This is a genomic window from Pseudoxanthomonas sp. 22568 (assembly GCF_052044485.1).
Classification (GTDB): domain Bacteria; phylum Pseudomonadota; class Gammaproteobacteria; order Xanthomonadales; family Xanthomonadaceae; genus Pseudoxanthomonas_A; species Pseudoxanthomonas_A beigongshangi.
Genome location: NZ_JBQENC010000013.1, coordinates 1 through 24520 on the forward strand (window position 1 = coordinate 1; position 24520 = coordinate 24520).

The 24520-nt window shown below is 67.3% G+C and carries 22 protein-coding genes; 11 read left to right on the top strand and 11 right to left on the bottom strand.

Annotated features, from left to right (window positions below):
• Positions 1 to 126: 126 nt before the first annotated feature.
• Both ACTJI2_RS15480 and ACTJI2_RS15485 read right to left on the bottom strand, forming a co-directional pair.
• Positions 127 to 1326, bottom strand: a complete 1200-nt coding sequence (locus ACTJI2_RS15480; protein WP_318288037.1) for a DesA family fatty acid desaturase — start codon at positions 1324 to 1326, stop codon at positions 127 to 129.
• 101 nt (positions 1327 to 1427) lie between these two features.
• On the bottom strand, positions 1428 to 1976 hold the full coding sequence (locus ACTJI2_RS15485) for a TlpA family protein disulfide reductase (RefSeq protein ID WP_192198315.1): 549 nt from the start codon (positions 1974 to 1976) through the stop codon (positions 1428 to 1430).
• 66 nt (positions 1977 to 2042) lie between these two features.
• Between ACTJI2_RS15485 and ACTJI2_RS15490 the strand changes: the two genes are divergently transcribed.
• The 4 genes from ACTJI2_RS15490 to ACTJI2_RS15505 all read left to right on the top strand — a co-directional run bounded on the left by ACTJI2_RS15490 (position 2043) and on the right by ACTJI2_RS15505 (position 7221).
• Complete coding sequence (locus ACTJI2_RS15490) at positions 2043 to 2864, top strand: ABC transporter ATP-binding protein (RefSeq protein ID WP_183639694.1); 822 nt, start codon at positions 2043 to 2045, stop codon at positions 2862 to 2864.
• A 76-nt stretch (positions 2865 to 2940) separates the two neighbouring features.
• Entirely contained in the window at positions 2941 to 3765 is an 825-nt protein-coding gene (gene mutM, locus ACTJI2_RS15495) for a bifunctional DNA-formamidopyrimidine glycosylase/DNA-(apurinic or apyrimidinic site) lyase (RefSeq protein ID WP_318288038.1), read from the top strand.
• A gap of 72 nt (positions 3766 to 3837) precedes the next feature.
• On the top strand, positions 3838 to 4404 hold the full coding sequence (locus tag ACTJI2_RS15500; protein WP_183639709.1) for an ECF-type sigma factor: 567 nt from the start codon (positions 3838 to 3840) through the stop codon (positions 4402 to 4404).
• A 15-nt stretch (positions 4405 to 4419) separates the two neighbouring features.
• A complete protein-coding gene (locus ACTJI2_RS15505) occupies positions 4420 to 7221 on the top strand; it encodes a protein kinase domain-containing protein (protein WP_440842651.1) in 2802 nt (933 codons plus the stop codon).
• 372 nt (positions 7222 to 7593) lie between these two features.
• Here the strand turns inward: ACTJI2_RS15505 and ACTJI2_RS15510 are convergent, their stop codons facing one another.
• The 8 genes from ACTJI2_RS15510 to ACTJI2_RS15545 all read right to left on the bottom strand — a co-directional run bounded on the left by ACTJI2_RS15510 (position 7594) and on the right by ACTJI2_RS15545 (position 16131).
• Complete coding sequence (locus ACTJI2_RS15510) at positions 7594 to 8214, bottom strand: thymidine kinase (RefSeq protein WP_183639713.1); 621 nt, start codon at positions 8212 to 8214, stop codon at positions 7594 to 7596.
• Positions 8215 to 8247: 33 nt separating this feature from the next.
• Entirely contained in the window at positions 8248 to 9045 is a 798-nt protein-coding gene (locus ACTJI2_RS15515) for a hypothetical protein (protein WP_318288040.1), read from the bottom strand.
• Positions 9046 to 9153: 108 nt separating this feature from the next.
• A complete protein-coding gene (locus ACTJI2_RS15520; RefSeq protein WP_318288041.1) occupies positions 9154 to 12288 on the bottom strand; it encodes a pilus assembly protein in 3135 nt (1044 codons plus the stop codon).
• 291 nt (positions 12289 to 12579) lie between these two features.
• Entirely contained in the window at positions 12580 to 13173 is a 594-nt protein-coding gene (locus tag ACTJI2_RS15525; protein ID WP_318288042.1) for a pilus assembly PilX family protein, read from the bottom strand.
• Positions 13170 to 14159, bottom strand: a complete 990-nt coding sequence (locus ACTJI2_RS15530; RefSeq protein ID WP_318288043.1) for a hypothetical protein — start codon at positions 14157 to 14159, stop codon at positions 13170 to 13172. Before ACTJI2_RS15530 ends, ACTJI2_RS15525 begins: the two co-directional genes overlap by 4 nt.
• Positions 14156 to 14665, bottom strand: coding sequence for a type IV pilus modification protein PilV (pilV, locus tag ACTJI2_RS15535; RefSeq protein WP_318288044.1), 510 nt, complete (start codon positions 14663 to 14665; stop codon positions 14156 to 14158). Before pilV ends, ACTJI2_RS15530 begins: the two co-directional genes overlap by 4 nt.
• A 7-nt stretch (positions 14666 to 14672) precedes the next feature.
• Positions 14673 to 15284 carry a GspH/FimT family pseudopilin gene (locus ACTJI2_RS15540; RefSeq protein WP_318288045.1) on the bottom strand — a complete coding sequence of 204 codons (612 nt, stop codon included), beginning with the start codon at positions 15282 to 15284 and terminating at the stop codon, positions 14673 to 14675.
• A gap of 280 nt (positions 15285 to 15564) precedes the next feature.
• Positions 15565 to 16131 carry a GspH/FimT family pseudopilin gene (locus tag ACTJI2_RS15545; RefSeq protein WP_203322088.1) on the bottom strand — a complete coding sequence of 189 codons (567 nt, stop codon included), beginning with the start codon at positions 16129 to 16131 and terminating at the stop codon, positions 15565 to 15567.
• A 289-nt stretch (positions 16132 to 16420) separates the two neighbouring features.
• On the opposite strand from ACTJI2_RS15545, the gene ACTJI2_RS15550 reads away from it, so the two are divergent.
• From ACTJI2_RS15550 to ACTJI2_RS15565, 4 genes are all read left to right on the top strand, one after another.
• The gene (locus ACTJI2_RS15550) at positions 16421 to 18400 is read left to right on the top strand and encodes a UvrD-helicase domain-containing protein (RefSeq protein ID WP_440842652.1); all 1980 of its coding nucleotides are present in this window, start codon (positions 16421 to 16423) and stop codon (positions 18398 to 18400) included.
• A gap of 57 nt (positions 18401 to 18457) precedes the next feature.
• Positions 18458 to 19306 carry a hypothetical protein gene (locus ACTJI2_RS15555; RefSeq protein WP_440842653.1) on the top strand — a complete coding sequence of 283 codons (849 nt, stop codon included), beginning with the start codon at positions 18458 to 18460 and terminating at the stop codon, positions 19304 to 19306.
• Between the two features lie 156 nt (positions 19307 to 19462).
• The gene (locus tag ACTJI2_RS15560; protein WP_440842654.1) at positions 19463 to 19840 is read left to right on the top strand and encodes a hypothetical protein; all 378 of its coding nucleotides are present in this window, start codon (positions 19463 to 19465) and stop codon (positions 19838 to 19840) included.
• Entirely contained in the window at positions 19837 to 20385 is a 549-nt protein-coding gene (locus ACTJI2_RS15565; protein ID WP_440842655.1) for a DinB family protein, read from the top strand. The genes ACTJI2_RS15560 and ACTJI2_RS15565 overlap by 4 nt, the downstream gene beginning before the upstream one ends.
• A gap of 314 nt (positions 20386 to 20699) precedes the next feature.
• On the opposite strand, the gene ACTJI2_RS15570 is transcribed toward ACTJI2_RS15565, so the two are convergent.
• On the bottom strand, positions 20700 to 21374 hold the full coding sequence (locus ACTJI2_RS15570) for a YceH family protein (RefSeq protein ID WP_440842656.1): 675 nt from the start codon (positions 21372 to 21374) through the stop codon (positions 20700 to 20702).
• A gap of 118 nt (positions 21375 to 21492) precedes the next feature.
• Here ACTJI2_RS15570 and ACTJI2_RS15575 point away from each other — a divergent pair, with 118 nt between their 5' ends.
• The 3 genes from ACTJI2_RS15575 to ACTJI2_RS15585 all read left to right on the top strand — a co-directional run bounded on the left by ACTJI2_RS15575 (position 21493) and on the right by ACTJI2_RS15585 (position 24440).
• A complete protein-coding gene (locus tag ACTJI2_RS15575; RefSeq protein ID WP_440842657.1) occupies positions 21493 to 22401 on the top strand; it encodes a 5'-nucleotidase, lipoprotein e(P4) family in 909 nt (302 codons plus the stop codon).
• Positions 22398 to 23117 (top strand): orotidine-5'-phosphate decarboxylase, encoded by a 720-nt coding sequence (gene pyrF, locus ACTJI2_RS15580; RefSeq protein ID WP_440842658.1) that lies wholly within the window; start codon positions 22398 to 22400, stop codon positions 23115 to 23117. The genes ACTJI2_RS15575 and pyrF overlap by 4 nt, the downstream gene beginning before the upstream one ends.
• A 384-nt stretch (positions 23118 to 23501) precedes the next feature.
• On the top strand, positions 23502 to 24440 hold the full coding sequence (locus ACTJI2_RS15585) for a hypothetical protein (RefSeq protein WP_440842659.1): 939 nt from the start codon (positions 23502 to 23504) through the stop codon (positions 24438 to 24440).
• The last annotated feature ends 80 nt before the right edge of the window (positions 24441 to 24520 follow it).

Below are 24520 nucleotides of genomic sequence, written 5' to 3' on the forward strand. Positions count from 1 at the left end.
GTCGCCTTACGGCGCCCGCCCCCTTTTGAAAAGGGGGCTAACAAGAGACTCCAGCGCTCGGAAACCCGCTTTTCCTCCCCCTTTGAAAAAGGGGGATTGAGGGGGATTGGCTCTTCGCCGCAAACCTCAATGCGCCAGCGCATACCCCTTCAACCGCGCGGAGTACTCCTGCAACGCCCGGATACCGCTGGCCTCGGCCTCATGGCACCACGCCTGCAACGCCTTCAACCGCTCCGCTGCATCATGGCTGCGGGCTTCGAGCAGCGCCGACAGGCGCGCGCGGTGTTCGACCAGCGCGCTGATGCGCGGCCGCTGCGAGACCCAGTTGCGCAGTTGTTCGCGCGCGTCCGGCTTGAGCCAGCGGCCGTCGTCGACCAGGCCACGACGCAGCTTGCGCGGCAGTAGTGCGCGCAGCTTGGCGCCCGCCTGCGCGGCCTCTTCCTTCAGCGCCGGCTTGAGCACGTTGCGCTGGTAGTCGGTCATGGCCTGGAAACGGTGCGACAGCAGCGCCCTTAGCGTGTCTGCGTCGGGCACCGCGATGTTCGGGCGAATGTCCAGGGTGGGTGCCACCCGCAACACTTTCGCCAGCCGGACCTTCTCCATGCCCTTGATCACGATCCAGCCGATATCCACTTCCCAGCGGCGCATCGAGAAGCGTGCCGAACTGGGGAAGGCGTGATGGTTGTTATGCAGCTCCTCGCCGCCCACCCACACGCCCCATGGCGTCAGGTTGGTCGAGGTGTCGGAGGATTCGAAATTGCGATAGCCCCACCAGTGGCCCAGGCCATTGATCACGCCCGCCGCCCAGAACGGAATCCACGCCATCTGGATCGCCCACAGCGCGACGCCGGGCAGGCCGAACAGGGTGGCGTTGATCAGCAGCAACAAGGTCGGTCCCAGGTTGGCGTGCGGGGTGTACACATGGCGCTCGATCCAATCGTCCGGCGCGCCCTTGCCGTACTGCTCGATGTCGGCGCGCTGCCCGCGCGCTTCGCGGTACAGCTCCACGCCGCGCCAGAACACGTTGCCGATGCCCTTGGTCTGCGGACTGTGCGGATCCTCTTCGGTCTCCACCTTGGCGTGATGCTTGCGATGGATGGCGACCCACTCCTTGGTGATCATCGAGGTGGTCAGCCAGGTCCAGAACCGGAAGAAGTGGTTCAGCACCGGATGGAAATCCACGCCCCGGTGCGCTTGGCTGCGATGCAGGTATAGCGTCACCGAGAAGATGGTCAGCTGGGTGAAGACCAGCAGCACGATCAACAGCTCCCACCAGACCAGGCCGGTCAGGCCTCCGATCAGGAACTGCAGCAACGAGTCGGACATGGAAAGCGCTCCGGAAGGCACCGGCGCCGGTGGGGTCCGGTGCCGTCAGCGCATCATGCGGCCTGCACGTGACGATTTCACCCGACGCCGCCGAATGGTGTTCAGCTGGCGGATTTCGCCGCGGCCGCGGCCGCTTCCTGGCGGTGCATTTCTTCGGTCAGCACCCGCTTGATCTCGCCCACAATCGACTCGAGCGAGTCCTCGCCGTAGCCGACGTGATGGCTGGCGATACGACCCTGGGTGTCGATCACCCACAGATTCGGGTAGGCCTTCACACTGTAGGTGCGCGCGATGTCACCATTGGGGTCGCGGGACTGCAGCAGGCTGTAATCGCGCATCTGCCGCATCATCTGCCGGTAGGTGGCGGGCGGGTCCTCGACGTTCACCGCGATGACCTGCAGCCACTGGGGGTCGACCTTCTTCTGCAGGGCGTCCAGCACCGGCAGTTCCTTCAGGCAGTAACCGCACCAGGACGCCCAGAAGGTCACGATTACCACCTTGCCCCGGTGTTCGGCCAGATCGACTATCTTTCCGTCACGTCCCTTGCCGAGCACGGTCGGTGCCGGATCGCCGATGGCGGGCGACTGCGCGAACGCGGGGAATGCCACCGAAAGACAGAGCAGCAGGACGGCGAGGCGGATGCGGCGCATGGTCGGTTCCCTCCCTGGACTGGCGCCGAGTCTATCCCGCTTCCACTCCCCCAGACAGCCCCGCCGATGTCCCTCGCCCCCGATGCCGCGCCCGCGCCGGCGCCCCTGTTCGAACTCGATCGCGCCACCGTCATCCGCGGCTCCGTCCGCGTGCTGCGCGAGCTGACCCTGAGCATCCCGTTGGGCCAGCACACCGTCATCCTCGGCCCCAACGGTTGCGGCAAGTCGACCTTCATCAAGCTGATCAACCGCGAGCTGTATCCACTCGCCCGTGAAGGCGACGCGCCGGTCAAGGTGTTCGGCCTGCGCCGCTGGAACGTGGCCGAACTGCGCACCCGGCTGGGCGTGGTCACCAGCGACCTCACCCGCAACCTGCAGGAGATGCCGCAGCTGCGGGTGGAGGACGCGGTCGTCACTGGCTTCTTCTCCAGTTTCGTGATCCCGCCGCATTGCGAGGTGGACGCGCAGATGCGCGCGCAGGCCCGCCGCGCGCTGGCGGCGGTCGAGGCCACCGCGCTGGCCGACCGCGAAGTCGCCGAACTGTCCACCGGCGAAATGCGCCGCGTGCTCATCGCCCGCGCGCTCGTGCACCAGCCCGAGGCGCTGCTGCTGGACGAACCCACGGCCGGCCTGGATCTGATCGCCCAGCGCCACTTCCTGGAACTACTGCGCGATCTCGCGCGCCAGGGCATCACCCTGGTGCTGGTCACCCATCACCTGGAAGAAATCGTCCCCGAATTCCAGCGCGTGATCCTGCTGCGCGCCGGCGACGTGATGGCCGACGGCGCACCCGATGACATCCTCACCTCGGAAAACCTGTCCGCCGCCTATGGCGGGCCGTTGCAGGTGCGGCGTGAGGGTGGGCGGTTCGTGCTGGGGCTGGATTGAAGCGGACCTTGCCGTGACGCTCCGCATCCCCATCTGATCGTCATCGCCTCTCCTTCCCGGCCGCACCGGTTTCCCCATGCCCGAACTGCCCGAAGTCGAAACCACCCGCCGGGGTCTGGCCCCGCATCTGGAAGGACGGCGCATCCGCGAGGTGACGCTGCGCCGGCCGGATCTGCGCTGGCCGATTCCGCCGGAGATCGCGCGCGAGCTGCCCGGCCAGCGCATCGCCGAGGTGCGGCGGCGGGCCAAGTACCTGTTGATGGATGTGGACGGCGGCAGCGCGTTGCTGCACCTGGGCATGTCCGGCAGCCTGCGGGTGCTGCCGGTGGATACGCCGGTGCGTGCGCACGATCATGTCGACATCGCGGTGGAAGGTCCGCGCGGGCAGCAGCGGGTGTTGCGCTTCAATGACCCGCGGCGCTTCGGCTGCCTGCTGTGGCAGCCGGCCGGCGAGATCCATCCCCTCCTGCAGGGGCTGGGGCCGGAACCGCTGTCGGACGCCTTCGACGGCGACTACCTGTTCGAACTCAGCCGTGGCCGCAAGGCGCCGGTGAAGACCTTCCTGATGGACCAGGGCGTGGTGGTCGGGGTGGGCAACATCTACGCGGCCGAGAGCCTGTTCCTGGCCGGCATCTCGCCGCTGCGCGCCGCCGGCAAGGTCTCGCGCGAGCGCTACGTGGCCCTGGCCGACGCGGTCAAGCGGATCCTCGGTTACGCCATCACCCGCGGGGGGACCACCCTGCGCGACTTCATCAGCCCGGACGGGGCGCCCGGCTACTTCGAGCAGGAACTGTCGGCCTACGGGCGCGGCGGCGAGCCCTGCCCGCGCTGCTGGCGGCCGATGAAGGAAGCCAGCATCGGCCAGCGCACGACCGTCTGGTGCGGCCACTGCCAGAAGTGACAGGGACCTTCTCCCGAATGCCTTTATTCACAATTGGGGCTATATTCGCCGCCTGACTTGTGGGGAAAGCACATGGCGGACGCTTCAGACATCACCCTCTGGCTGGATTCGGCCCGCAACGGCGATCGCGCCGCGCTGGATCGGGTGCTGGCCACGCTCTACCAGGAACTGCACACCATGGCCCGCCGCCAGCTGTCGGGCCAGCATGGCTACACCCTGGACGCGACCGCGCTGGTCCACGAGTCCTACCTCAAGCTGATCGGTTCCACCGGAACGGCCAAGTTCGAGGACCGCGCGCACTTCTTCGCCTATGCCGCCTCCTCCATGCGCAGCGTGGTGGTGGATTACGCGCGCAGCCGGCTGGCGCGCAAGCGCGGCGGCGACCTCAAGCGGGTCGCGGACATTCCCGAGGAAGTCGAAGGCAACCTGAAACTCGACGAGGACCTGCTGGCGCTGAACGCCGCGCTGGACCAGCTGGCGCAGGCGGACGAACGCCTGGCCAAGGTGGTGGAACTGCGTTACTTCGCCGGTCTGTCGGAACTGGAAATCGCCGAGCTCCTGCAGCGCTCCGAACGCAGCATCCGCCGCGACTGGCAAAAGGCGCGGATGTTCCTGCTGTCGACGATGCAGGAACCCTGATCACGGCGGTCCATCGTGGACGTCGAACGCTGGAAACAGCTTTCCCCCCTGCTGGATGTCCTGCTGGAACTGGCGCCGGACGCGCGCGCGCACCGGATGGATGCGATTCGCGCCGAGGATCCGGAGCTGGCGATCGAGCTGGAGAAACTGCTCGCGCTGGAGGATGAGAGCGAGGGCTTCATGGAAGCCCCGCTGCTGGAAAAGCCCCAGAGCGGGCTGCAGCCCGGCATGCTCATCGGCCCCTACCGGCTGGAGGACCTGCTGGGTGAAGGCGGCATGGGCATGGTCTGGCTGGCCTCACGCGCCGATGGCCTGTACCAGCGCCGGGTCGCCCTGAAACTGCTGCGCCCGGGCCTGGCCGATCCCAACCTGCGCCTGCGCTTCACCCGCGAACGCGAAATCCTGGCGCGGCTGGAGCACCCCAACATCGCGCGCCTGCTCGACGCCGGGGTGAGCCAGGGCAGCCAGCCCTACCTGGCGCTGGAGTATGTCGAGGGCATCCCGCTGACCGAGTACTGCCAGGTCAACGCGCTGTCCATCGACGATCGCCTGCGCCTGTTCCTGCAGGTCTGCGAGGCGGTCAGCCACGCCCACGCCAACCTGATCGTCCATCGCGATCTCAAGCCTTCCAACATCCTGGTCTCGCCGGACCGCAATGTGCGCCTGCTCGACTTCGGCATCGCCAAGCTGCTGGATGAAAGCGAGCCCGCGCCGGTGAACGCGCGCACCGAGGTCCGCGCCTTCACCCTGCACTACGCCGCGCCAGAACAGATCCGCGGCGAACCGGTCACCACCATGACCGACGTGTACTCGCTGGGCGTGGTGCTGTACGAACTGCTGGCCGGCACCAAGCCGTACCGGCTGCGCCGGCAGAGCGATGCGGAGTGGGAGGAAGCGATCCTGGCGGTGGAACCGCTCAAGCCCTCGGTGGCCGCGCAGCGCACCACCGGCGGCGGGCGCACCGAGTGCCCGAACGCGCGCCGCCACGGCCGCCAGCTGTCCGGCGATCTGGACAACATCGCGCTGAAGGCGCTGGCCAAGTCGCCGGAACAACGCTATCCGTCGGTGGAAGCGCTGGCGCTGGATCTGCGCCGGCACATGGACGGGCGACCGGTGCACGCGCGGCCGCAGAGCCTGGGTTATCGCGCGCGCAAGTACATTTCCCGCCATCGCTGGGCGCTGGCCGCCGGCAGCGTGACCGCGCTGATCCTGGTCGCCGCGCTCGGCGCCAGCCTGTGGCAGAGCCAGCAGGCGGTGCGCGAGGCCGCGCGCGCGCAGGCGATGCAGAACTTCGTGATCGGCCTGTTCGACAATGCCGGCAGCGCGCAGCGCGGCAACACCTACGACGCGCGCGAACTGCTGGTGGCGGGCGAGCGTCGCGGCGAACGCGAACTGGCCCGGCAGCCGCTGGCGCACGCCGAACTGCTGGGCGTGATCGCGCGCCTGCGCATCGGCCTGGGCGACTACCGCGAGGCGCTGGACCTGCTGGACCGGCAACAGCGCCTGCTGCAAGGCAGCGACGCGCCCGCGCTGACCCTGGAAAGCACCACCCAGCGAGGCCGCGTGCTGGCCCTGCTGGGGCGGCAGCGCGACTGCATCGACGCGATGATCCGGCTGGAAGCGGACATCGGCCGCCTGCAGATCCAGTTGCCGCAACAGGCCGCCGATTTCCTGTCGCAGGACGGGCGTTGCCGGCGCGCGGTCGCCGACCGCCAGACCGCGCGCCAGTTGTTCCTGCGCTCGCAGCTGATCCGTCGCGGCCTGCGTGATCAGACCGGCGTCGCCGAGAGCCTGTACGACCTGGCCGGACTGGAAAGCGACATGGGCAATGCCGATGGCGCGATCCGCGGTTTCAACGCCGCGCTCGTGCACCTGCGCCAGTACGACGGCCAGCGCCATCCGCTGGCGGTCGACATCGAACGCAGTCTCGCCAGCCTGTACCGGATCCGCGGCGACTCGCAGACCGCGCTGATGCACTACCGGCGCGCACTCGCGCTGGCCCGCGACATCCACGGTGATCGCCATCCGGCGACCCTGGCGGTGCGCCGGCAGATGGGCGCGGTGCAGGTGGATCTGGGCCATTTCACCGAAGCCAACGCGCAGATGCGCCAGCTGCACGAACAGACGATCAATGCGCTGGGACCGGCCCATCGCGAAACCGGATCCAGCTGGAACTCGCTGGGCATCATCGCCTGGGAACTGGGCGACACCGATGCCGCCGTCGCCGACATCGAACGCGCGGTGCGGGTCTGGCGCAGCCCGGACAGCCGCCAGCAATTGCCCGGCGGGCTTTACAACTACGGCATGGTGCTGCACAGCGCCGGCCGCGAGGACGAGGCGCTGGCCGCGTTGCAGGAAGCGCGCGGACTGCGCGCCGAACTGTTTGGCGCCAGCCATGCGCTGGTCGGCGAAACCGATCGCCTGATCGGCGAGGTGCTGGCCTCGCGCGGGGATCTGGCCGCGGCCAGCGAGTACTTCGATCGCGCCGAGAAGCTGACCCGCATCGGCTACGGCACCGACCATCCGCGCACGCTGTTCGCCGAGCTGTCGCTGGCCCGCCAGCTGGGCCGCACCGGCCAGGTCAACGAAGCGCTGCGCCGGATGGACGCGCTGGCCGTGCGCAAGGGCGAAGGCAGCGAGATCCCGAAACTGCGCTGGAGCGCGCGCGGCTACGCCGCCGAGCTGCGCTGCGAACGCGATCAACGCGAGCGTGGCCGCCGGGATCTGGACGCGCTGCTGTCCGAACTGCGCACCGCGCAGCCGGATGGTGGTGTCATTCCGCGGGAGATTGCGCGGATTCGGGCGCGGTGCATTTGAGGTTGGGGATGGATCTTCGCTCCTGTTGAAGGGGAGCGAAGTGGGGTTTTCTTTTTCGCGCCAAGAGCAAATCCCCCGTCGCCTTCGGCGCCCGCCCCCTTTTTCAAAGGGGGCTACCAGGAAGCTTCAGCGCCCGAAAACCCGCTGTTCCTCCCCCTTTGTAAAAGGGGGATTGAGGGGGATTGAGGGGGATTTGCTGTTCGCGCCAAGAGCAAATCCCCCGTCGCCTCCGGCGCCCGCCCCCTTTTTCAAAGGGGGCTACCAGCGGCTCCAACGCTCGGGAAACGCTTTGCTTCCCCCTTTGCAAAAGGGGGATTGAGGGGGATTTGCTTTTAGGCTTCTCCAGGACAAAGCAGCCGAGCAAGCTCGGCTCTACAAGGGTAGCGGGGCCTGCATCGGTTCGATGCGGCTTTCGCCGCGCGCGATGCGCTTGAACTCGGCGCGGCTGACCGAGACGTAGCGGTCGTTGCCGCCGATTTCCACCTGCGGGCCATCCTGAACCGCGCGGCCTTCCTCGTCCACGCGCACGGTCATGATCGCCTTCTTGCCGGTGTGGCAGATGGTCTTGATTTCGGCGATCTCGTCGGCCCAGGCCAGCAGGTACTGGCTGCCTTCGAACAGTTCACCGCGGAAGTCGGTGCGCAGGCCATAGCACAGCACCGGGATGCGCAGCGCGTCGACCACCTCGCTGAGCTGCCACACCTGCGGCTTGGTCAGGAACTGCGCCTCGTCGACCAGCACGCAGTCGAGCTTGCCGTGTTCGGCAAGATCCGCGCGGATCAGCCTTTCCAGATCGGTGTCGTGGACGAAGGCGGTGCCACTGGCCTTCAGGCCGATGCGCGAGGCGACCACGCCGGTGCCGGCGCGATCATCCAGGCGGGGGGTCAGGATCAGCACGCGCATGCCCCGCTCCCGGTAGTTGTGGGCGGATTGCAGCAACGTGGTGGTCTTCCCGGCGTTCATCGCCGAGTAGTAGAAGTAGAGCTTGGCCATGCGCGGATTCTACTGCCGCGCATGGCCGGCCCGTCAGGGATTGACGGGCGCGGGCTCGTCGGGCACGTCCGGTTCCGGGGCGTCGATCTGCGGGGTGGTTTCCGGCACGCGCGAGCTGGGGGCCGGCGGCAGTTCCTCGACCTGTTCCACCTCGCCCACCGAAACCCGGCCGATGCGCGGTTTCGCCCAGACCTGGTCGGTATAGGCCCAGTACTTCTTGGCGTCCCAGTAGCGTGGGTCGTAGAACTTGCTGCCGTCGATGGTCTGCTCGCCGCCGGGGCCGGGCACGATGATCTGCACGTTGCCGGCGAAGCCGGTGCGGCTGCCGGTGATTTGCATGCGGCCGCGCCGCAGCTGGGTTTCATAGCGCGGCTTGGCGGCGGCGTCGCCGAAGCGGGCATAGATGGCCTGGCCCTCGCTGACGGCGCGCTCGCGCTCGGCCTCGGTCAGGGCGCTCCAGTAGCGCTCGCGCAGGCCGAGGAAACCGGCATAGCCGCGCTCGGCGGCCAGATCCATCCAGGCGTAGGCCAGCACCCTGTCCTGCGGCGCGCCCTGCCCGTTCCACAGCATTTCCGCGACCATGCCCTGCGAGGGCTTGTCGGCATAGAAGCTGGCGCGGCGGAAGAAGCGCATCGCGTCTTCATACTTCTTGGCCTTGAACGCCTCCATGCCCAGCAGGCGGTACTTCATGTCCGGGTGATGGGTCAGGAAGCCGGCGGTGATCATCAGGGGATCGGCGGTCGGATCCGGTGGCGCGGCCGGCTTCTTGTCTGCCGCCATGGCGGTGGATATCGGCAGCAACATGGCCAGCAGCCAAAGTCGTTTGTGCATCATCCTGATAATTTCCCTTGAATCCGGTGTCCAAATCCTAGAAGGAATGCCGGCCACTGTCTCTCCTACTGATGGCACGGTCGCGCGGGTGGATGGCGCCTTCCGGCGCTAATCCCGAATCAACTCCAGCCAGGACACCCGCCCGTAGCGTGGTCCCATGCCCTGCAGGTTCAGGGGTACGCAGCCGGTAGTGCCGGAAGCGCCCCCGACACAGGCCAGGGATGGGTTGCTCCCCTGCACCAGATCGCCCAGCAGGATGCCCGGATCGGAGACCATGCCCAGGCCCAGATCGATCGACCCCGCCGGTGTGCCACCGAGATTGTCCTTTCCATCGAAGCGGCCATCACCATTGATATCGAAGAACGGATTCGAGGTGGCGCCGCCGGTGAAGACGTCGATTGCGTTGAGATAACCGCGCCCGGCGCCGCCGCAACCGCCGCCTTCCGGGATCATGCTGGACGCCATCAGGGTACGGCCGCCGATCACCTGCTGCGCTTCGCCGACCATGCGTTCGCCCTCGGCGTGGGTGCCCGGTGTCTGAAGATCGACCACCCAGCCGCGCTTGCCGATCATGTCGTTCGCCGATGCCTTGGCGAAGGCGCGCACGGGTTTTCCGCCGATGGTGCTGCTGGCAACGATGCGCCTCGCACGTAGTTGATCCCGGCTGACCGCACCACTCCGATCCTCCACGCCATACCAGCTCTGTGTCGACACGTCGGCGGCATCCTCTGCGCTGAGATAGCTCCCGGTGCCGAAGAACACCCACGGCTGATGGGTGGCGGGGTGCAGGGCGACGCCGACGCCGCCGGTGATCGGCTGGCGCTGGCCGGCCGCATTGGTGGCGGTGAAGATCCGGCTGGCCCGCCAGCTACCGGCGGTACCCGCCAGATTGAACCGCCACACGTTGCCACGAAGATCGCCGGCATACGCGGTGTCGACCAGGCCGTCGCCATCGCGATCCAGCACGGTCAAGGCGGAAAGTCCATTGCCGGTTTCATTGCCTGCCTCGATCTTGTTTATCCGCTTGCCGGTTTCCGCATCAAGCACGTACAGGGCCGCCCGGCCACTGGCACTGTTGATGCCATTGGCGACCAGCGCCACCGTTCTGCTCGATGTTTGCTGGTCGGCGATGCGGTGGATCTGCGGGCGCGCCAGCACCATCCCCATGTCCTCGTCATCGGTGTACTCCCATCCGGCGGGCGCGCTGGAGGGTTTGGCCAGGTTCAACGAAACCGCGTACACCCCGCGTCCGCCACGTCCCAGCGTGCCGATCACGGTGACCTCGTCGCCGTTGATGCGTCCGGCCACCAACGGACCGTCGACGTAGTAGCGATGCCGGTACTTCTCCGCCTGGGCGAGGTATTTCAGCGATGCCATGTCCAGCAGGCCGGGCACGTAGGCGAATATCTCCTTGCCGGTGGCGGCATCGAACGCATGCAGCATGCCGTCGTTGGCGCCGACGAAGACCGCTTCGGCACTTGCCGTTTTCACGTGCAGCGGCGAGCTGTGCACGATGTCGCCCAGCAGGCTGGTCCGGGCGCGTAGTCCTTTACCCTCCTGGCTCCGATCGCCGCGGATCCAGGCAGCAACCAGTCCCGTGAGGGCCCTGCCCTGCGCGGGCGTCGGAAAGGTCCTGGCGGCGTGGCGGCCTCCCGTGCCCGGGTCCCCGGAAGTGAATACCTTGCGCTCGTACCAGACCGATGGAATTTTCGCGGCCGCGTTCCAGATCGGCTCCCCGGAAATGCCGCTCGCCGTCACCGGATAGGCCTTGAGATCACCGGTCCACGACCTCGAGGTAAAGTTCGCCACATAGGTGCGACTTCCCTTCTTCAGCTCGGTGCCGTTGAAACTGATACTGCTGGCCGAGCTGTTGCGTTCCTCCACCTCGTCGAGGATTTCGGTGAATCCTTTCACCAGATCCTGGGGATACTTGGCGCTGACGAACAGGCCGCGACTATTGATGGTTGCGTGGAACAGGTCATCCACCCGATGTGTCCGGTCCTTGGACTCATGCGGGTCATGCCAGGACTTCTGCCCGGCACTGAGCAGGGGCAGATCGGCGGTGGTGAAGTAGCCTTGATTGGCGATGGAAATGGCCGACACCACCATGTGCTGCCAGAATGCCGGATCGGCATCGGACGTGGGGACGTTGTTGGGCAGATCCGGACGCAGGTCGTTTTTCCAGTAGTGCATCACCAGATCGGCCAGGGTGTTCGTGTACTTGTCGGAGTAGGGAGGGCCGGGCTGATACCGGTAGCGGCGGCCGTCGGGTCCATGAATCTCCTCGCCGGGCGTACCGTCGATGTCGCCAACCGGCCGATAGTGCCGCGGAGGGGTTTCCCAGAAACCGTTGCTCGCCACGATCACGTGGTTCTGCCGGCAGGCGGCCTGCTGCGAAGGGTTGCCCGGACCCCATGGCCCGTCGGCATCGCTGCGGGAGAAATAGTCGCCGACGTTCTGCAGCGCGGTATGCAACACCGTCATCGTCTGCGTAGCCCGCTCGCCATACAACCGGCTGAACCAGGCGCTGCGGTTGGACGACACGCCGGACTTGTCGCGGAAACGTCCACCATCCGAATTCACCGGGATCGGCAGTTCGATCCCCTTGATGCCGGTGGCGAGGTTCATGTAGCCGACGCGGTAGTGCTCCGGCAACTGGCTGAAGGCCTCGCCCGCGGCGGCCTTGCCGACCTTCAACCGGGTGCGGTGATAGCCGTACCAGTTGGCGTAGTTCCTCCATTCCTCGGCCAGCGATCGCCGGATCGTGCGTCCGTCCTCAGTTGTCCAGGAGAAGTCCGATACCAGCTCGCACTTCCCCTGTTCCATCCAGAAATAGGTCGTTTTCTTCCAGACGCCGTCATGGCCCATTTCCACCGTCGTGCAGCGGTACGCCTTGTTCGCATTGACCAGCCGGTAGAGCGTGTACTGGAGCAGGTCGCTGATGTCGTTGCCCTTGGGATCGAACACGTAGAACGGCCGCCCGAGCAGCCCGTATTCCTTCGGCGTCAACTGGTTCGGATCATGCGGGTCCCAGTCGTACAGCGACCCGCGCGGGCTTTCGGCGAACCTGCCGAGGGTCCGGTCGTACGCGGGCACCGCCAGATCCAGATCCGTGTAGGTGTTCGCCGGATCCATGTCCGGGTAGCGGCTGCCATCCGGACGCACCCAGGGCCGGTAGGTCACCCGCGGGTCATAGTGGAGCAGGTTGTATTTATAGGAGACATCCAGGCTTTCGCTCCTCATGACATGGTATTTGCCAAGCTTGTCGTCACGTGTTCTGATCACGCTCTTGCCAAACCATGTGCGGTTGTAATCGACAAGCCGTGTCGCCGGCAGCGAGTTGTTCAGGAGCAACATGACGTTCGGCGCCACCGTCGAACCTGACACCAGCGGATTGGCCGGAATCGGGACATCGTCGATCGCGGCCCGTACCGGCGCGCACAGCAACGTGATCAGGAAGGCGGCGGTTCCCGCGAAAACGCGGGAGTCGCACCGGAAACGCAAACAAAGGGTTCTTGGTCTCATCGCAGCCGGCTACGGTGAAGTGGAAGAAGGCGCGGGGACATGCACCACTGATCGCAGCGTCACGGCTGCGCGATCGGGGGCCTCGTAGCGGGCCTCGACCTGGTAGGCCTCGACCAGGCACAGCGGGTCCTTGATGCCGCCGCTGGCGCCCAGGACGCTCGAACAGCCGCGGATGGCCTCGGCGCGTCCGCGATGCACGACCAGATAGCGGACGGCGTCCGGATTGGGTACGGCCAATGTGTTTTTTTCCAGCGGGCTTGCCTTCAGGGCATGTGTCTTGAACAAGTCGGTGAGCTGTTCTTCCGTCAGCACGCTCTGCGGCTTTCCGCAGAGGCCATCGGTGCAGGTCCCCGCGGCCGGCGGCGTCGATGACGACCGTGCCAGCGCCTCACCTTCGCGCAGGGCCGCCTCGGTGGCCTGGAAGGCCAGGCCGCGATCGAACAGGTTGGCGGTCATGCGCTCTTCCAGGTTGCCGATACGCAGGCTGGCCAGTGCCAGCAGGGTCATCACCAGCAGCAGCACCAGCACGACCAGCAGGGTGTTGCCCCGCTGGCGGGTGCACATGGTTCGCGGCGGCGCGGGCGGACGTCGGCGCCGGCTCATGGATTGCGGTTCCGCAGGCTGACGATGTGCACGATGCGGCGGCCGATTTCGTTGCCGGCGCCGCCGCCCGGCGAGGCTTCCAGTTCCAGTGCGACACGCACCGCGCGCACCGCCTTCCACTCCGTGCCGACCTGGGCGGCGGAGACGTATTGGGTTTTGCCGGGCAGCAGGTAGCTCAGCGTCAGCGTGCGTACGCCATCGATGACTTCCGCCCTGTCGTCGCCGGAGCCGAAGCCCGACGCCACGCGATACAGCGACCGACCGCCACGCGCGTTGGCGCCGACCTCCCAGCGGATCGCGGCGACCGGGGCCAGGAAGGCCGGGCGGCGCGCAGGGTCGAGAAGAGGTTGCGTCGCGTCGCAATTGCCACCGGGTGACGCGTTGCAGGGCGCCTCCATATAAGAGACGGTGTTCCCCTTGACCCCGGTCGCGGTCAGCAGATAACCGATGTTGCTGTCGCAGGCCAGCAGTTCGTCCGCCTTCTTGAACCGGGGCGAGTCGGCAAGACGCAGTTCGTTGAAGATATGCGTCACGATGGGTACGGCTCCCGCCGTGGCCGAGCGCAGTTCGATGACATCACCGAAGCCGTTGCTCCCTCCCCGCAGACCATCACCCCAGAGGCCCAATCCACCCGTGCCCGCCCATCGGATCAGCGGCATCTTTTCCGGCGAGGCAGCCGCGGCCGCCGTGCTTGTGTCGACGGGCGTCCGGCACACGGTGCCGTCCGCGGCGCGGAGGTCGCGCGCCATCAGTTCGAATCCGGCACGGGCGTTTTCCTGGATGCGCGACAGCGCCTCGGTGCTGTCGTAGACGGCGCGATTGCTGGTGAACAGGCCGATCGCGGCCAGCACGACCAGCAAGCCAAGCACGACGGCAATCATGAGTTCGATCAGCGACAGGCCCGCCATCGACGCGGGCGGCATCGCGATGGTCCGGCGCCGACGGGCCCACATGCGCGGCAGGGACGGGAACGCACCGGCGCTCATGGGCGGCTCTTGATGGTGAGGGTGTTGCCCGACTGGCCGCCGGGCAGGCGCGATTCGTCCCACTCCACCGTGATCGCGCATTCGCCGCTCTGGGGATTGCAGGCGACGGTGCCGCAGGCGCCCTCCCCCAGATCGTTCCGCAGCGTGCTCACCCATTCGCGCAGATCGTTGCCGGCCAGCGTGCCGGCGGCGCCGGCACTGGCGTTGCAGGTCCGCTGCAACTGGTAGGCGGCCAGGAACGTCGCGCGCGCGGAAGAGGAAGTCAGCGCTTCCGGCGGCATCGCCGCGCGGATCGCATCGAGCATGCCGTAGCTTTCGATGATGGCCTGGGAGCGCATCGCCGATACCTGGTTGGCCTTCAGCGCCACGCTCTGGGTGGCGGCCACGCCGAGCAGGCCGATGCCGAGCACCAGCACCGCGACCAGCACTTCGAGCAATCCGGCGCCTGTCATCTTGTGGCGCGCGGGCGGGCGTGTTTCCGCGTGCTTGCGTTGATGGACCCTCATGCGCATCTCAGCTCGGCGTCGTGTCGGGGAAGGGGCAGGCGCCACCGCCGTTGGCATCCCTCACGTCCACGCGTCCGCTGGGATGCAGCACCACGTCGCGGATGTTGTTGGCGGGCCGGGTGGTGGGAATGCAGACCCGCAGCGTGATCGGGCCGGACAACGACGGCCAGGGTCCGTTCGCCGGCCGGCCATCCGCGCGGTAGGCGATCCGGTGTTCCCAGTAGTTGCTGTTGGACGCCGCCCCGGGAATGAACTCGACGGGCGCATTGAACTGCGTGAACGCCAGCGATCGGCTGCCGCTCTCCCCCTCGGGCTGGGCGAGCAGCAGGCCGCGCCATCTGCGCTCGCAGCATCGGCATTGGGCGCCGTCTGCGGAATCGCAGATCATCACCTTCCGGTTCTGGCGGATGGCCTCGACGCGCGCGGTCTGCAGGGTGGCGATCACCTGGTTGCTGGCCGCGCCGAGGCGGTTCTGGTTGATCAGGGTTTCGAAGGACGGGGACGCGATCGCGAGCAGGATCGCCAGCACCGCGATGGTCACCGCCAGTTCGATCAGCGTGAAGCCCGCCGCGTTGCGCGCCGCATCGGGACACGCGCCACTCCGTCGCTTCAAACCCATTGCGCTCTCCACCGTGTAACCACTCACGGGAACGATTCCCCTGCACCGGGCGCAGCCTTCGACTTTTTCGGCAGGCGCCCACGAACCGGAAATGGAATCGTCAACGCGATGGCAAGGCCATCGGAGGATTCCGAAAGGCACGCAAACGCGGCGATGGTCACGCGGTGGGCGATGCGTCGCCGGCAGTTTCGGCGTTACCGGAACGCGGGTGCGTCGGGCGCTTGGTCGTCGCCACGCGGCGTGCGCGGGCCCGCGCTTCGTTGGCTGGGTCTTCGTCCCGTCAGTCCGACGGTGACGGGCATTCGCCGTTGCCGCTGGAGGCGGTCACTTCGACCCGGCCACTGGCGCGGATCGTCACGTCGCGGATGTTGTCGCGCGGGCGGGTCGTCGGAATGCACAGGCGCATGCGGCCGGAAGACAGGAACTGCGGGCGGGTGCGGATCCGGCCGTCGGCGTCGTATCCCGTCCAGCCCGCCGCGGCCTGATTGAGTTGCAGGACGATGCGGCCATCCATCCGGGTGGCGGCCACCACCTCGATCCCGTCGCCCTCCGGTCGATAGGCCATCCAGCCGGCCGGGGACGGCGCGTCGTCCGAACAACGCTCGCCATCCGCACTGCGGCAGAGGTCGACCCGCGTGTGATGGGTGACGGCTTCCAGGCGCGCCGCATTCAGGAACGCGAGCATCTCGTTGCTGGCGTTCGCCAGGCGATTGCCGTTGATCAGGTTTTCAAGCGACGGCATCGCCATCGCGCCCAGGAGGGCGAGCAACGCGGTCGTCGCCATCAGTTCGACGAGGCTGAAGCCTTCCGCGCACTTGCGTGCGCCATGCCATGTGGGCCGGTGCATCCGTTGACTCCGTGGGTATCGATTCGTGCCATCGCGGCGCGATCCCCGGATACGAACAAGAGTGCGTCACGTGACAATGGGAGGAGACCACGGCAGCCGGTGCGACCCCATCGGAATCGTCCGAAAGCACGCGAACCGGGATGACGGTCTAGTGGGCGACCGTGGAACGGATGCGGCGCGACCGCCGTTGCCCCGCCGATGCGGGGCTGGATGTCAATGTGAAAATTTTCTGTTTCGAGCCGTTCCGGACCCCGATGCGGGGCGGCCTTGGCCCTACAATAGCGCCCCCATGCAAGGCCTCAACCCTCCCCAACGCGCCGCGGTCCAGCACGTGCACGGACCGCTGCTGGTGCTCGCCGGCGCCGGCAGCGGCAAGACGCGCGTGATCATCGAGAAGATCGCGCACCTGATCACCTCGGGCCGGATGCCGGCCAAGCGCATCGCCGCGATCACCTTCACCAACAAGTCCGCCAAGGAAATGCGCGAGCGCCTGGGCAAGCGGCTCAAGAGCGACGTGACCGACGGCCTGACCGTGTGCACCTTCCATGCGCTGGGGTTGAAGTTCCTGCAGATCGAGCACGCGGCGGCCGGCCTGAAGCGCGGCTTCTCGATCTTCGACGCCGACGACGCGGCCGCGCAGATCAAGGATCTGATGACCGGCGCCAAGCCCGACGCCATCGACGCGGCCAAGAACCTGATTTCGCGCGCCAAGAACGCCGGCCTGTCGCCCGAGGAGGCGATGGCCGCCGCGCGCAGCGCGCGCGAACAGGAGGCGGCCAGCCTGTACGCGCGCTACCAGGCGCGCCTGTCGACCTTCAACGCGGTGGACTTCGACGATCTGATCCGCCTGCCGGTGCAGATCCTGGAAGGCAACGAGGAGATCGCCAAGGCCTGGCGCGAGCGCATCGGCTACCTGCTGGTGGACGAGTGCCAGGACACCAACGACGCCCAGTACCGCCTGCTGAAGCAACTGGCCGGCCCGCGCGGCGATTTCACCTGCGTGGGCGACGACGACCAGAGCATCTACGCCTGGCGCGGCGCCAACCCGGACAACCTGCTGGAGATGGCCAAGGACTATCCCAAGCTGGAAATCATCAAGCTGGAGCAGAACTACCGCTGCTCCAACCGGGTGCTGCGCGCGGCCAACACGCTGATCGCCAACAACCCGCACGAACACCTGAAGAAGCTGTGGAGCGACCAGCCCGACGGCGATCGCATCCGGGTGTGGGAGTGCCGCGACAGCGAGCACGAGGCGGAGAAGGTGGCCGCCGAGATTTCGTTCCTGCACACGGCCCGCGAGGCGCCGTGGAGCGATTTCTGCATCCTGTTCCGCGGCAACCACCAGTCGCGCGTGCTGGAAAAAGCGCTGCAATTGCTGCGCGTGCCCTATCACCTGACCGGCGGTACCGCGTTCCTGGAGCGCCAGGAAGTGAAGGATGCGCTGTCGTGGCTGCGGCTGGTCGCCAATCCGGATGACGACACGGCGTTCCTGCGCGCGGTACAGTCGCCCAAGCGCGAAGTGGGCACCACCTCGCTGGCCAAGCTGGCGGAGATGGCCCAGCACGCGAGCATGCCGATGTCGCGCGCGGCCGAGTCGATGACCGTGCTCAAGGCATTGCCCGCGCGCGCGGCCAACGGCCTGAGCGCGTTCAACGACGTGATCCGGGATCTGCGCGATCACACCAAGACGCTGTCGGCCAAGGAACTGCTGCTGCGGCTGGTCGAGCGCTCCGGCCTGCTGGCCGATCTGCGCGCGCAGAGCAAGGATCAGGCCGGCTTCGAACGCCGGCGCGCCAACCTGGACGAGCTGGCGGACTGGTTCGACGGCGGACCGCGCGGCGGCAACGTCGGCGATCTTGCCGCGCAGCTGGCGCTGCTGTCGCGCAACGACAAGGACGACGGCGGCAACCAGGTGCGGCTGATGAGCCTGCACGCGGCCAAGGGCCTGGAGTTCCGCTATGTCTTCATCGTCGGCTGCGAGGACGGCACCCTGCCGCACGAGATCAGCGTGGAAGAAGGCAACCTGGCCGAGGAACGCCGCCTGATGTACGTGGGCATCACCCGCGCCAAGCAGGCGCTGTGGCTGAGCCACAGCCGCGAGACCCGCCGCTTCGGCGAACGCATCCGGCTGATGCCGAGCCGCTTCCTGGACGAGCTGCCCGCCGCCGAGTTGCAGCGCGACGGCGCGGATCCGGTGGCGGATGCGGAGCGCAAGAAGGAACGCGCGAGCGCGGGGCTGGCGGCGATTCAGGCGTTGTTTGACAGCTGAAGTATGCTGCTCCCCGAGGGACGGGGAGGACGGAAAATGTCGCGACGGACACGGGTCGTGCTGTGGCTGGGCTTCTGCCTGCTTGGCGCATCACCAAGGGGGGTCGCCGGCGATGATGTCAGCGAGCTCAATGGCTGGCGGCTGCAGCAGTTTCATATCATCGTCAGCACGGAATTGGGCGAGCCTTTTGCCGAGCGTGAGAATTCGGCGGCGCGCGCATATCGATTGGGGAAGGACGCGTACATGGTGTTCCGTCAGGATCCCGTGTCATTCAACAATATTGGCAGCATCCAGTTGACGGGCACGTCGGCGGACGCGCTTCCTTTCAAGGGTTTGTTTCTGGGCGACCCGCAGCAACTTGTCCTGGAGCGGCTGGGCAAGCCCTCGGAGCAGACGGATGTTCCGGAAGCCGGGACCACCCGCTGGTCCTACGAAGGGAAGAACTATTCGGTTGAAGTGGACAGGCAAGGGCGGCTGTACAGCATCTTGATCTACAGCAGCCAGGCATTCCTGAGCGCTGACGAATCGCCAGAGGAATGCTGGTCCGTTTTCCGGGATGCGATCCTTTCGGGTGACCGGGATCGGCTGCTTTCAGTGCTGAGGCCGGACGTCGAGATCTACAGGCAAAAGCAGACGCTGGACATCCGGCGCCGCTACGCGGATTTCTCCGAATCCCCGGACCCGGAGTTCCTGGCCGCCTTCTTTTCCCCGGCGACCGGTGTGGCGGGCCAGTTGGTCCGGCACACGCCGGACATGGAAGTCCGCACGATGGAGAAGCTGGGAATGGGACTGGTATACAAGTTTCCCAAGGAATCACTGTTGCGCGAGATCGTCATGCTTCCGTACGACGGACGTTTCCGCGTCTATGAAGTCGCGTTCCGCGAGCTGAACGGCGGCAAGTACTGAGCATTCCGCCCGTCGTGATGAGCGACAGGGCGCAGTGTCGGCAGGGATGACGCGGGTAGGTTTGCCGTTCACCCGGACGCACTCCCTTGCCTTGGACGAGGTGGCGCCCGTTCGCCCACCTCGGTAGGCTTCACGCAGTCCTCCCCAGGTGTCGCCATGACCCGCTCCAGTCCCGTCTGGTTGCCGATCGGATTCGCCATCGCGCTGATCGGTATCGGCTTCAAGTACTGGCAGTTGCCCGCCGATCAGGCGGTGTTGCCGGCCGCGCTGTATACGCCCGGGCTGGCCGCCGTGGCGGTGGTGGCGATGCTGTTGCGTGCGTTCGGGACCGGGCGTTTCCTGCGCGTGTGGCTGTGGGCGGCGCTGGCGGTGCCGACGGCGGTGGTGCTGCGCCATCTGCTGGCGGGCGACGCGGCGATGGTGCCGTGGCCGCGGGAACTCTGGATCGCGACCATGCTCGGCCTGGGCGCGTCCCTGATCGGTACCGTCATCGGCAGCCTGCTGCTGTTGCGCAGCAGCCGGCGCCCGCAATGAGCGAGCTGGCGGGCGCGTTCCGGCTGCTGGCCGGCTACAACCGCTGGATGAACGAGCGGCTGTACGCGCTGGCCGGCGACTTGCCGGAAGCGGAGGTCACGGCGGATCGCGGTGCCTTTTTCGGGTCGATCTTCGGCACGCTGAGCCATCTGGTGGTGGCCGACACGATCTGGCTGAAGCGCTTCCGCCAGCATGCTTCGGGATCGGAAATCCTGGCGCCGATGGATGCGCTGGAACTCCCGCGCGTGCTGGATGCGCGGCCCTGCGTCGATCTACCCGCGCTGCGCGCGCGGCGCGAATGGCTGGACGGGGTCATCGTCGCGTGGGTGGACACGCTCGATGCGGCGACGTTGGCGGTGCCGCTGGAATACCTGAATCTGCGTGGCGATGCGTTCCTGCGTCCGCTGGATGGCACGCTGCTGCATTTCTTCAACCACCAGACCCATCATCGCGGGCAGATCACGACGCTGTTCACGCAGATGGGGGTGGATTTGGGGGTGACGGATCTGTTCGTGCGGGTGCCGGATCTTGCCGCGTCGGATTGAACCCGGTAGAGCGGAGCTTGCTCCGCTGCCGGCGTGTCCATAAATCCACATGGCCTGCGAGCAGCCGAGCAAGCTCGGCTCTACGCTGCATTGCCCTTCACGTAGAGCGGAGCTTGCTCCGCTGCCGACGAGTCCACAAATCCGCATGGCCCGAGCAGCCGAGCAAGCTCGGCTCTACGCCGCATGGCCCACGTAGAGCGGAGCTTGCTCCGCTGCCGGTGAGTCCAAAAATCCACATGGCCTGCGAGTAGCCGAGCAAGCTCGGCTCTACGGGAAAGCTGGACCCCATCCGTTCAGTGCGTGGTCGTCGAGCGCTACGCTTCCCGCTGCGCGAGCAGCTGCGCGATCTGTTCCTGCAAGGCGGCGACATCCGCTTCCAGCGCCTGCACCCGCGCTTCCAGATCCGACGCGCCGGAAGCCGACGCCGCCGGTGCGCGCGCGGCGATGGCGGCGACATCCACGGGGCCGGACAGCAGGTGCATGTAGCGGTCCTCGCGCTGGCCGGGGCCGCGCGGAATCTGTACCACCAGCGCGGGCTGGCGCTGGGCGAGGCGATCCAGGTGATGGCGCAGGTCGTCGGCGTCGGCGAATTTCGCCAGCCGCTCGCTGCGCGCGAGCAGTTCGTGGATGGTCTGCGGGCCGCGCAGCAGGAGCAGGCCAAGCAACGCGACCTGCTGTTGCGGCAGGCTGAAATGCTGGCCGGTGCGGTGTTCGTAGCGCTCGGCGCGGGAGGAGAACACCTGTCGGGCCAGTCCCTTCTGTTCCAGCGCGCGCAGGCCGCGGTTCACTTCGCCCGGCTCCAGGTTCAGCACCGGCTCGCGGGCGGTCTTCTGGTTGGATGCCGACTGGGCGGCGTTGACGGTCAGCGGATAGACGTCCGGCGTGGTGGCCTCCTTCTCGATCAGGCAACCCAGCAGGCGGGCTTCGGTGGCATCGAGGGTCGGCGCGGACGGCGCGGCTTCGGAGGAAAAATCGGATTCGGTACTCATGGCGATCAGGATAACGCCCCCGTGTGGCATTCCCGCGCCGCCGGTGGCCGGATGCCCGGAAAAGCGGCTGAAACCGGGCTCGGCTAAAATCGCGCCACTCCTGTTCGATGGAACCGCGATGCGTCCTGCCCTGCTGACGGCCAGTGTCCTGGCCTCCCTCCTGACCCTGTCCGCGTGCAAGCGCACCGACGCGCCGGCTCCGGCCGCGCCCGCCGACGCGCCGAAGGCCGAAGCCGCCGCCACGCCCGCGGCCGGTTTCCACGACAACCTCAACGCGGTGGCCTGGGTGCAGACCTCGGTGGAATACAAGGCGCTGTCCGAGCAGAGCTACCGCGCCGCCGCCGACCACCTGGACGCGGCGCTGAAGGAAAAGCACTGGGACGCGCTGGTGCCGGACGAGCGCGGCAATGCGGCCACCGGCCTGAAGCCGGCGGTGGTGATGGACGTGGACGAGACGGTCCTGGACAACTCGCCCTACCAGGCGCGCCTGATCCGCGACGGCAAGGAATACGACGAAGTCAGCTGGGACCAGTGGGTGGCCGAGAAGAAGGCCAAGCCGGTGCCGGGCGTGGTCGATTTCGCCAAGGCCGCCAATGCCAAGGGCGTGACCGTGCTGTACATCTCCAACCGCGCGGTGCATTTGAAGGAGGCCACCCTGGCCAACCTGCGCGCGGTCGGCCTGCCGATCGCCGACGACAGCGTGTTCCTGGGCCTGGGCACGGTGGTGGAAGGCTGCGAGCAGAACGGTTCGGAGAAGAACTGCCGCCGCCGCCTGGCCGGGCAGAAGTACCGCGTGCTGATGCAGTTCGGCGACCAGATCGGCGACTTCGTGCAGGTCGAGGTCAACACCCCCGAAGGCCGGCAGAAGCTGTACGACGAATACGAGGACTGGTTCGGCGAACGCTGGTGGATGTTGCCCAACCCGACCTACGGTTCCTGGGAGCCGGCGCTGTTCAACAACGACTGGGCGCAGCCGGCCGAGGCCCGCAGCCAGGCCAAGCGCGCCGCGCTGGACGTGGCCCGATGAGCGGCCGGCCGCTGCAACTCGGTCCCCGCGAGCGGCTGATCGTCGCGCTCGACGAACCCACCGGCGACGAAGCGCTGGCCTGGGTGGATCGGCTGGGCGATGCGGTGCAGTTCTACAAGATCGGCATGGAGCTGCTGGCCTCGGGCGACTACTTCCGGGTGCTGGACGAACTGGCGCGGCGCGAGAAGAAGATCTTCGTCGACCTGAAGTTCTTCGACATCCCCGCCACCATCGCCGGCGTTATCAAGGGCCTCTCCCGCTGGCCGGTGAGCTACTGCACCCTCCACGGCTGGCACGCCGGGATGATGGAAGCCGCCGCCGCCGCCCGCGACGGCGACCTGCGCCTGCTGGCGGTCACCGTGCTGACCTCGATGGATGGCAAGGATCTCAAGGCGATGGGCATCGACGGCGAACCTGCCGACATCGTCGTCCAACGTGCGCTGGCCGCGCAGGCCGCCGGCATCGACGGCGTGATCGCCTCGGGCCAGGAGGCCGGCGTCATCCGCGCCGCCACCGGTCCGGGTTTCGACATCGTCTGCCCCGGCATCCGCCCGGGCGGCCCGGTGGGCGATGACCAGAAGCGCACGGTGGGCGTGGCCGAGGCCTTCCGCCTGGGCGCGGACGCCATCGTGGTGGGCCGGCCGGTCCGCCAAGCCGCGGATCCGCGCGCGGCGGCGGAGGCGATTCAGCGCGAGATCGCCGAATCACTCATGTAAATCATTAACTTACAAGCAGTTTACTCAGGTATTGCTTTAAGTTTGGCTGGGCGCTAGGCTGTGCGCCATCCGGCTTCGGCCGGACATGTGCCACAACACATAGTCCTCCGGCTTCGGCCGGCTTCAGGAGGCTGGCGGTTCCCTCATCCGGGATCGCCGCCTCTTTTTTTATGCGCCGAAAGCAAATCCCCCTCAATCCCCCTTTTTCGCTGTCAACAGCCGTATGGCTGGTCAAGGGGGAGGTCTTGTAGCCCCCTTTGAAAAAGGGGGCGGGCGCCGAAGGCGACGGGGGATTTGCTCCTGGCGCGCAAACAGGGACCGGCGTCCCTTGCCCCGACCGCGCCGGACCGGCCAAGATGCGGCCCGACTTGGGGAAGTCTGCCGATGCCTATCGTTCCGCGCGCACGCCGCGCACTGCCCGTCTTGGTACCGCTGTTGCTGGCGACGCTGCTGGTCGCCTGCAAGCGCGAACCGGAGGAGCTTGCCGGCGCGAGCAGCGAGCCGGCCGCGACCGTGCGCGAACTGGTGGACCACCTGCGCCGCGACGACCTGGCCGGCTTTGCCCGTGCCGCGGTGCCGCCGGCGGACCATGCCGCCCTGGAAACCGCCTGGCGCGAGGACCGCAGCCGCTGGCCGCTGACCGAGCTGCCGCTGAGCCAGCAACTGGTGCCGATGCTGGCCACGTTCTCGGCGCCGGGTTCGGAACAGGCGCTGATGCGCGACTTCAACCGCCAGTTCGCCCGCCAGGATCGCGATCTGCGCGACGCCGCGCGCTCGCTGGGCCTGTTCGGCGTGCAGTACCTGAAGAAGGAAGGCGAGTACTCGCCGACCCAGCGCGTCCACTACACCCAGGTGGTCGAGGCGCTGAGCGCCTGGGCCCAGGACGCCCCGCTGGCCGATCCCGCGCTGGCCCGCAACACCATCAACCGGATGGCCGCCGCCGCCCGCAAGGCGGGCCTATCCAGCGAAGCGGACCTGCGTACCGCCGGCATGGACGGCAGCCTGCGCCGGCTGGCGCCGGTGTTCGCCGAGACCAAGGCGACCTTCACACGTTACGGGTTGCCGCTGGAGACCACCCTGGCGGACCTGCGCACCGGCCTGGTCGAGCAGAAGGGCGACCGCGCCACCGTGCGCATCCACTATCCGTTGGGCAATCGCGAGATCGACAGCCAGGTCAGCCTGGAGCGCCGCGACGGTCGCTGGTACCTGAGCGATTACCTGCGGGCGGCCGAGCGTGCCCAGCCGCCGCCCCCGCCACCGGCCGAGCCGCCCGCCGAGCCCGAACCCCCGACCTCGGCACCGCCGACCACCGCCGCCAGGTAGGAGCGCCGTCCCCGGCGCGAGCCCTTCGGCCCGGTCCCTGGGAATCACGCACATGCGAGACCATCCATAAAAGCTCGCGG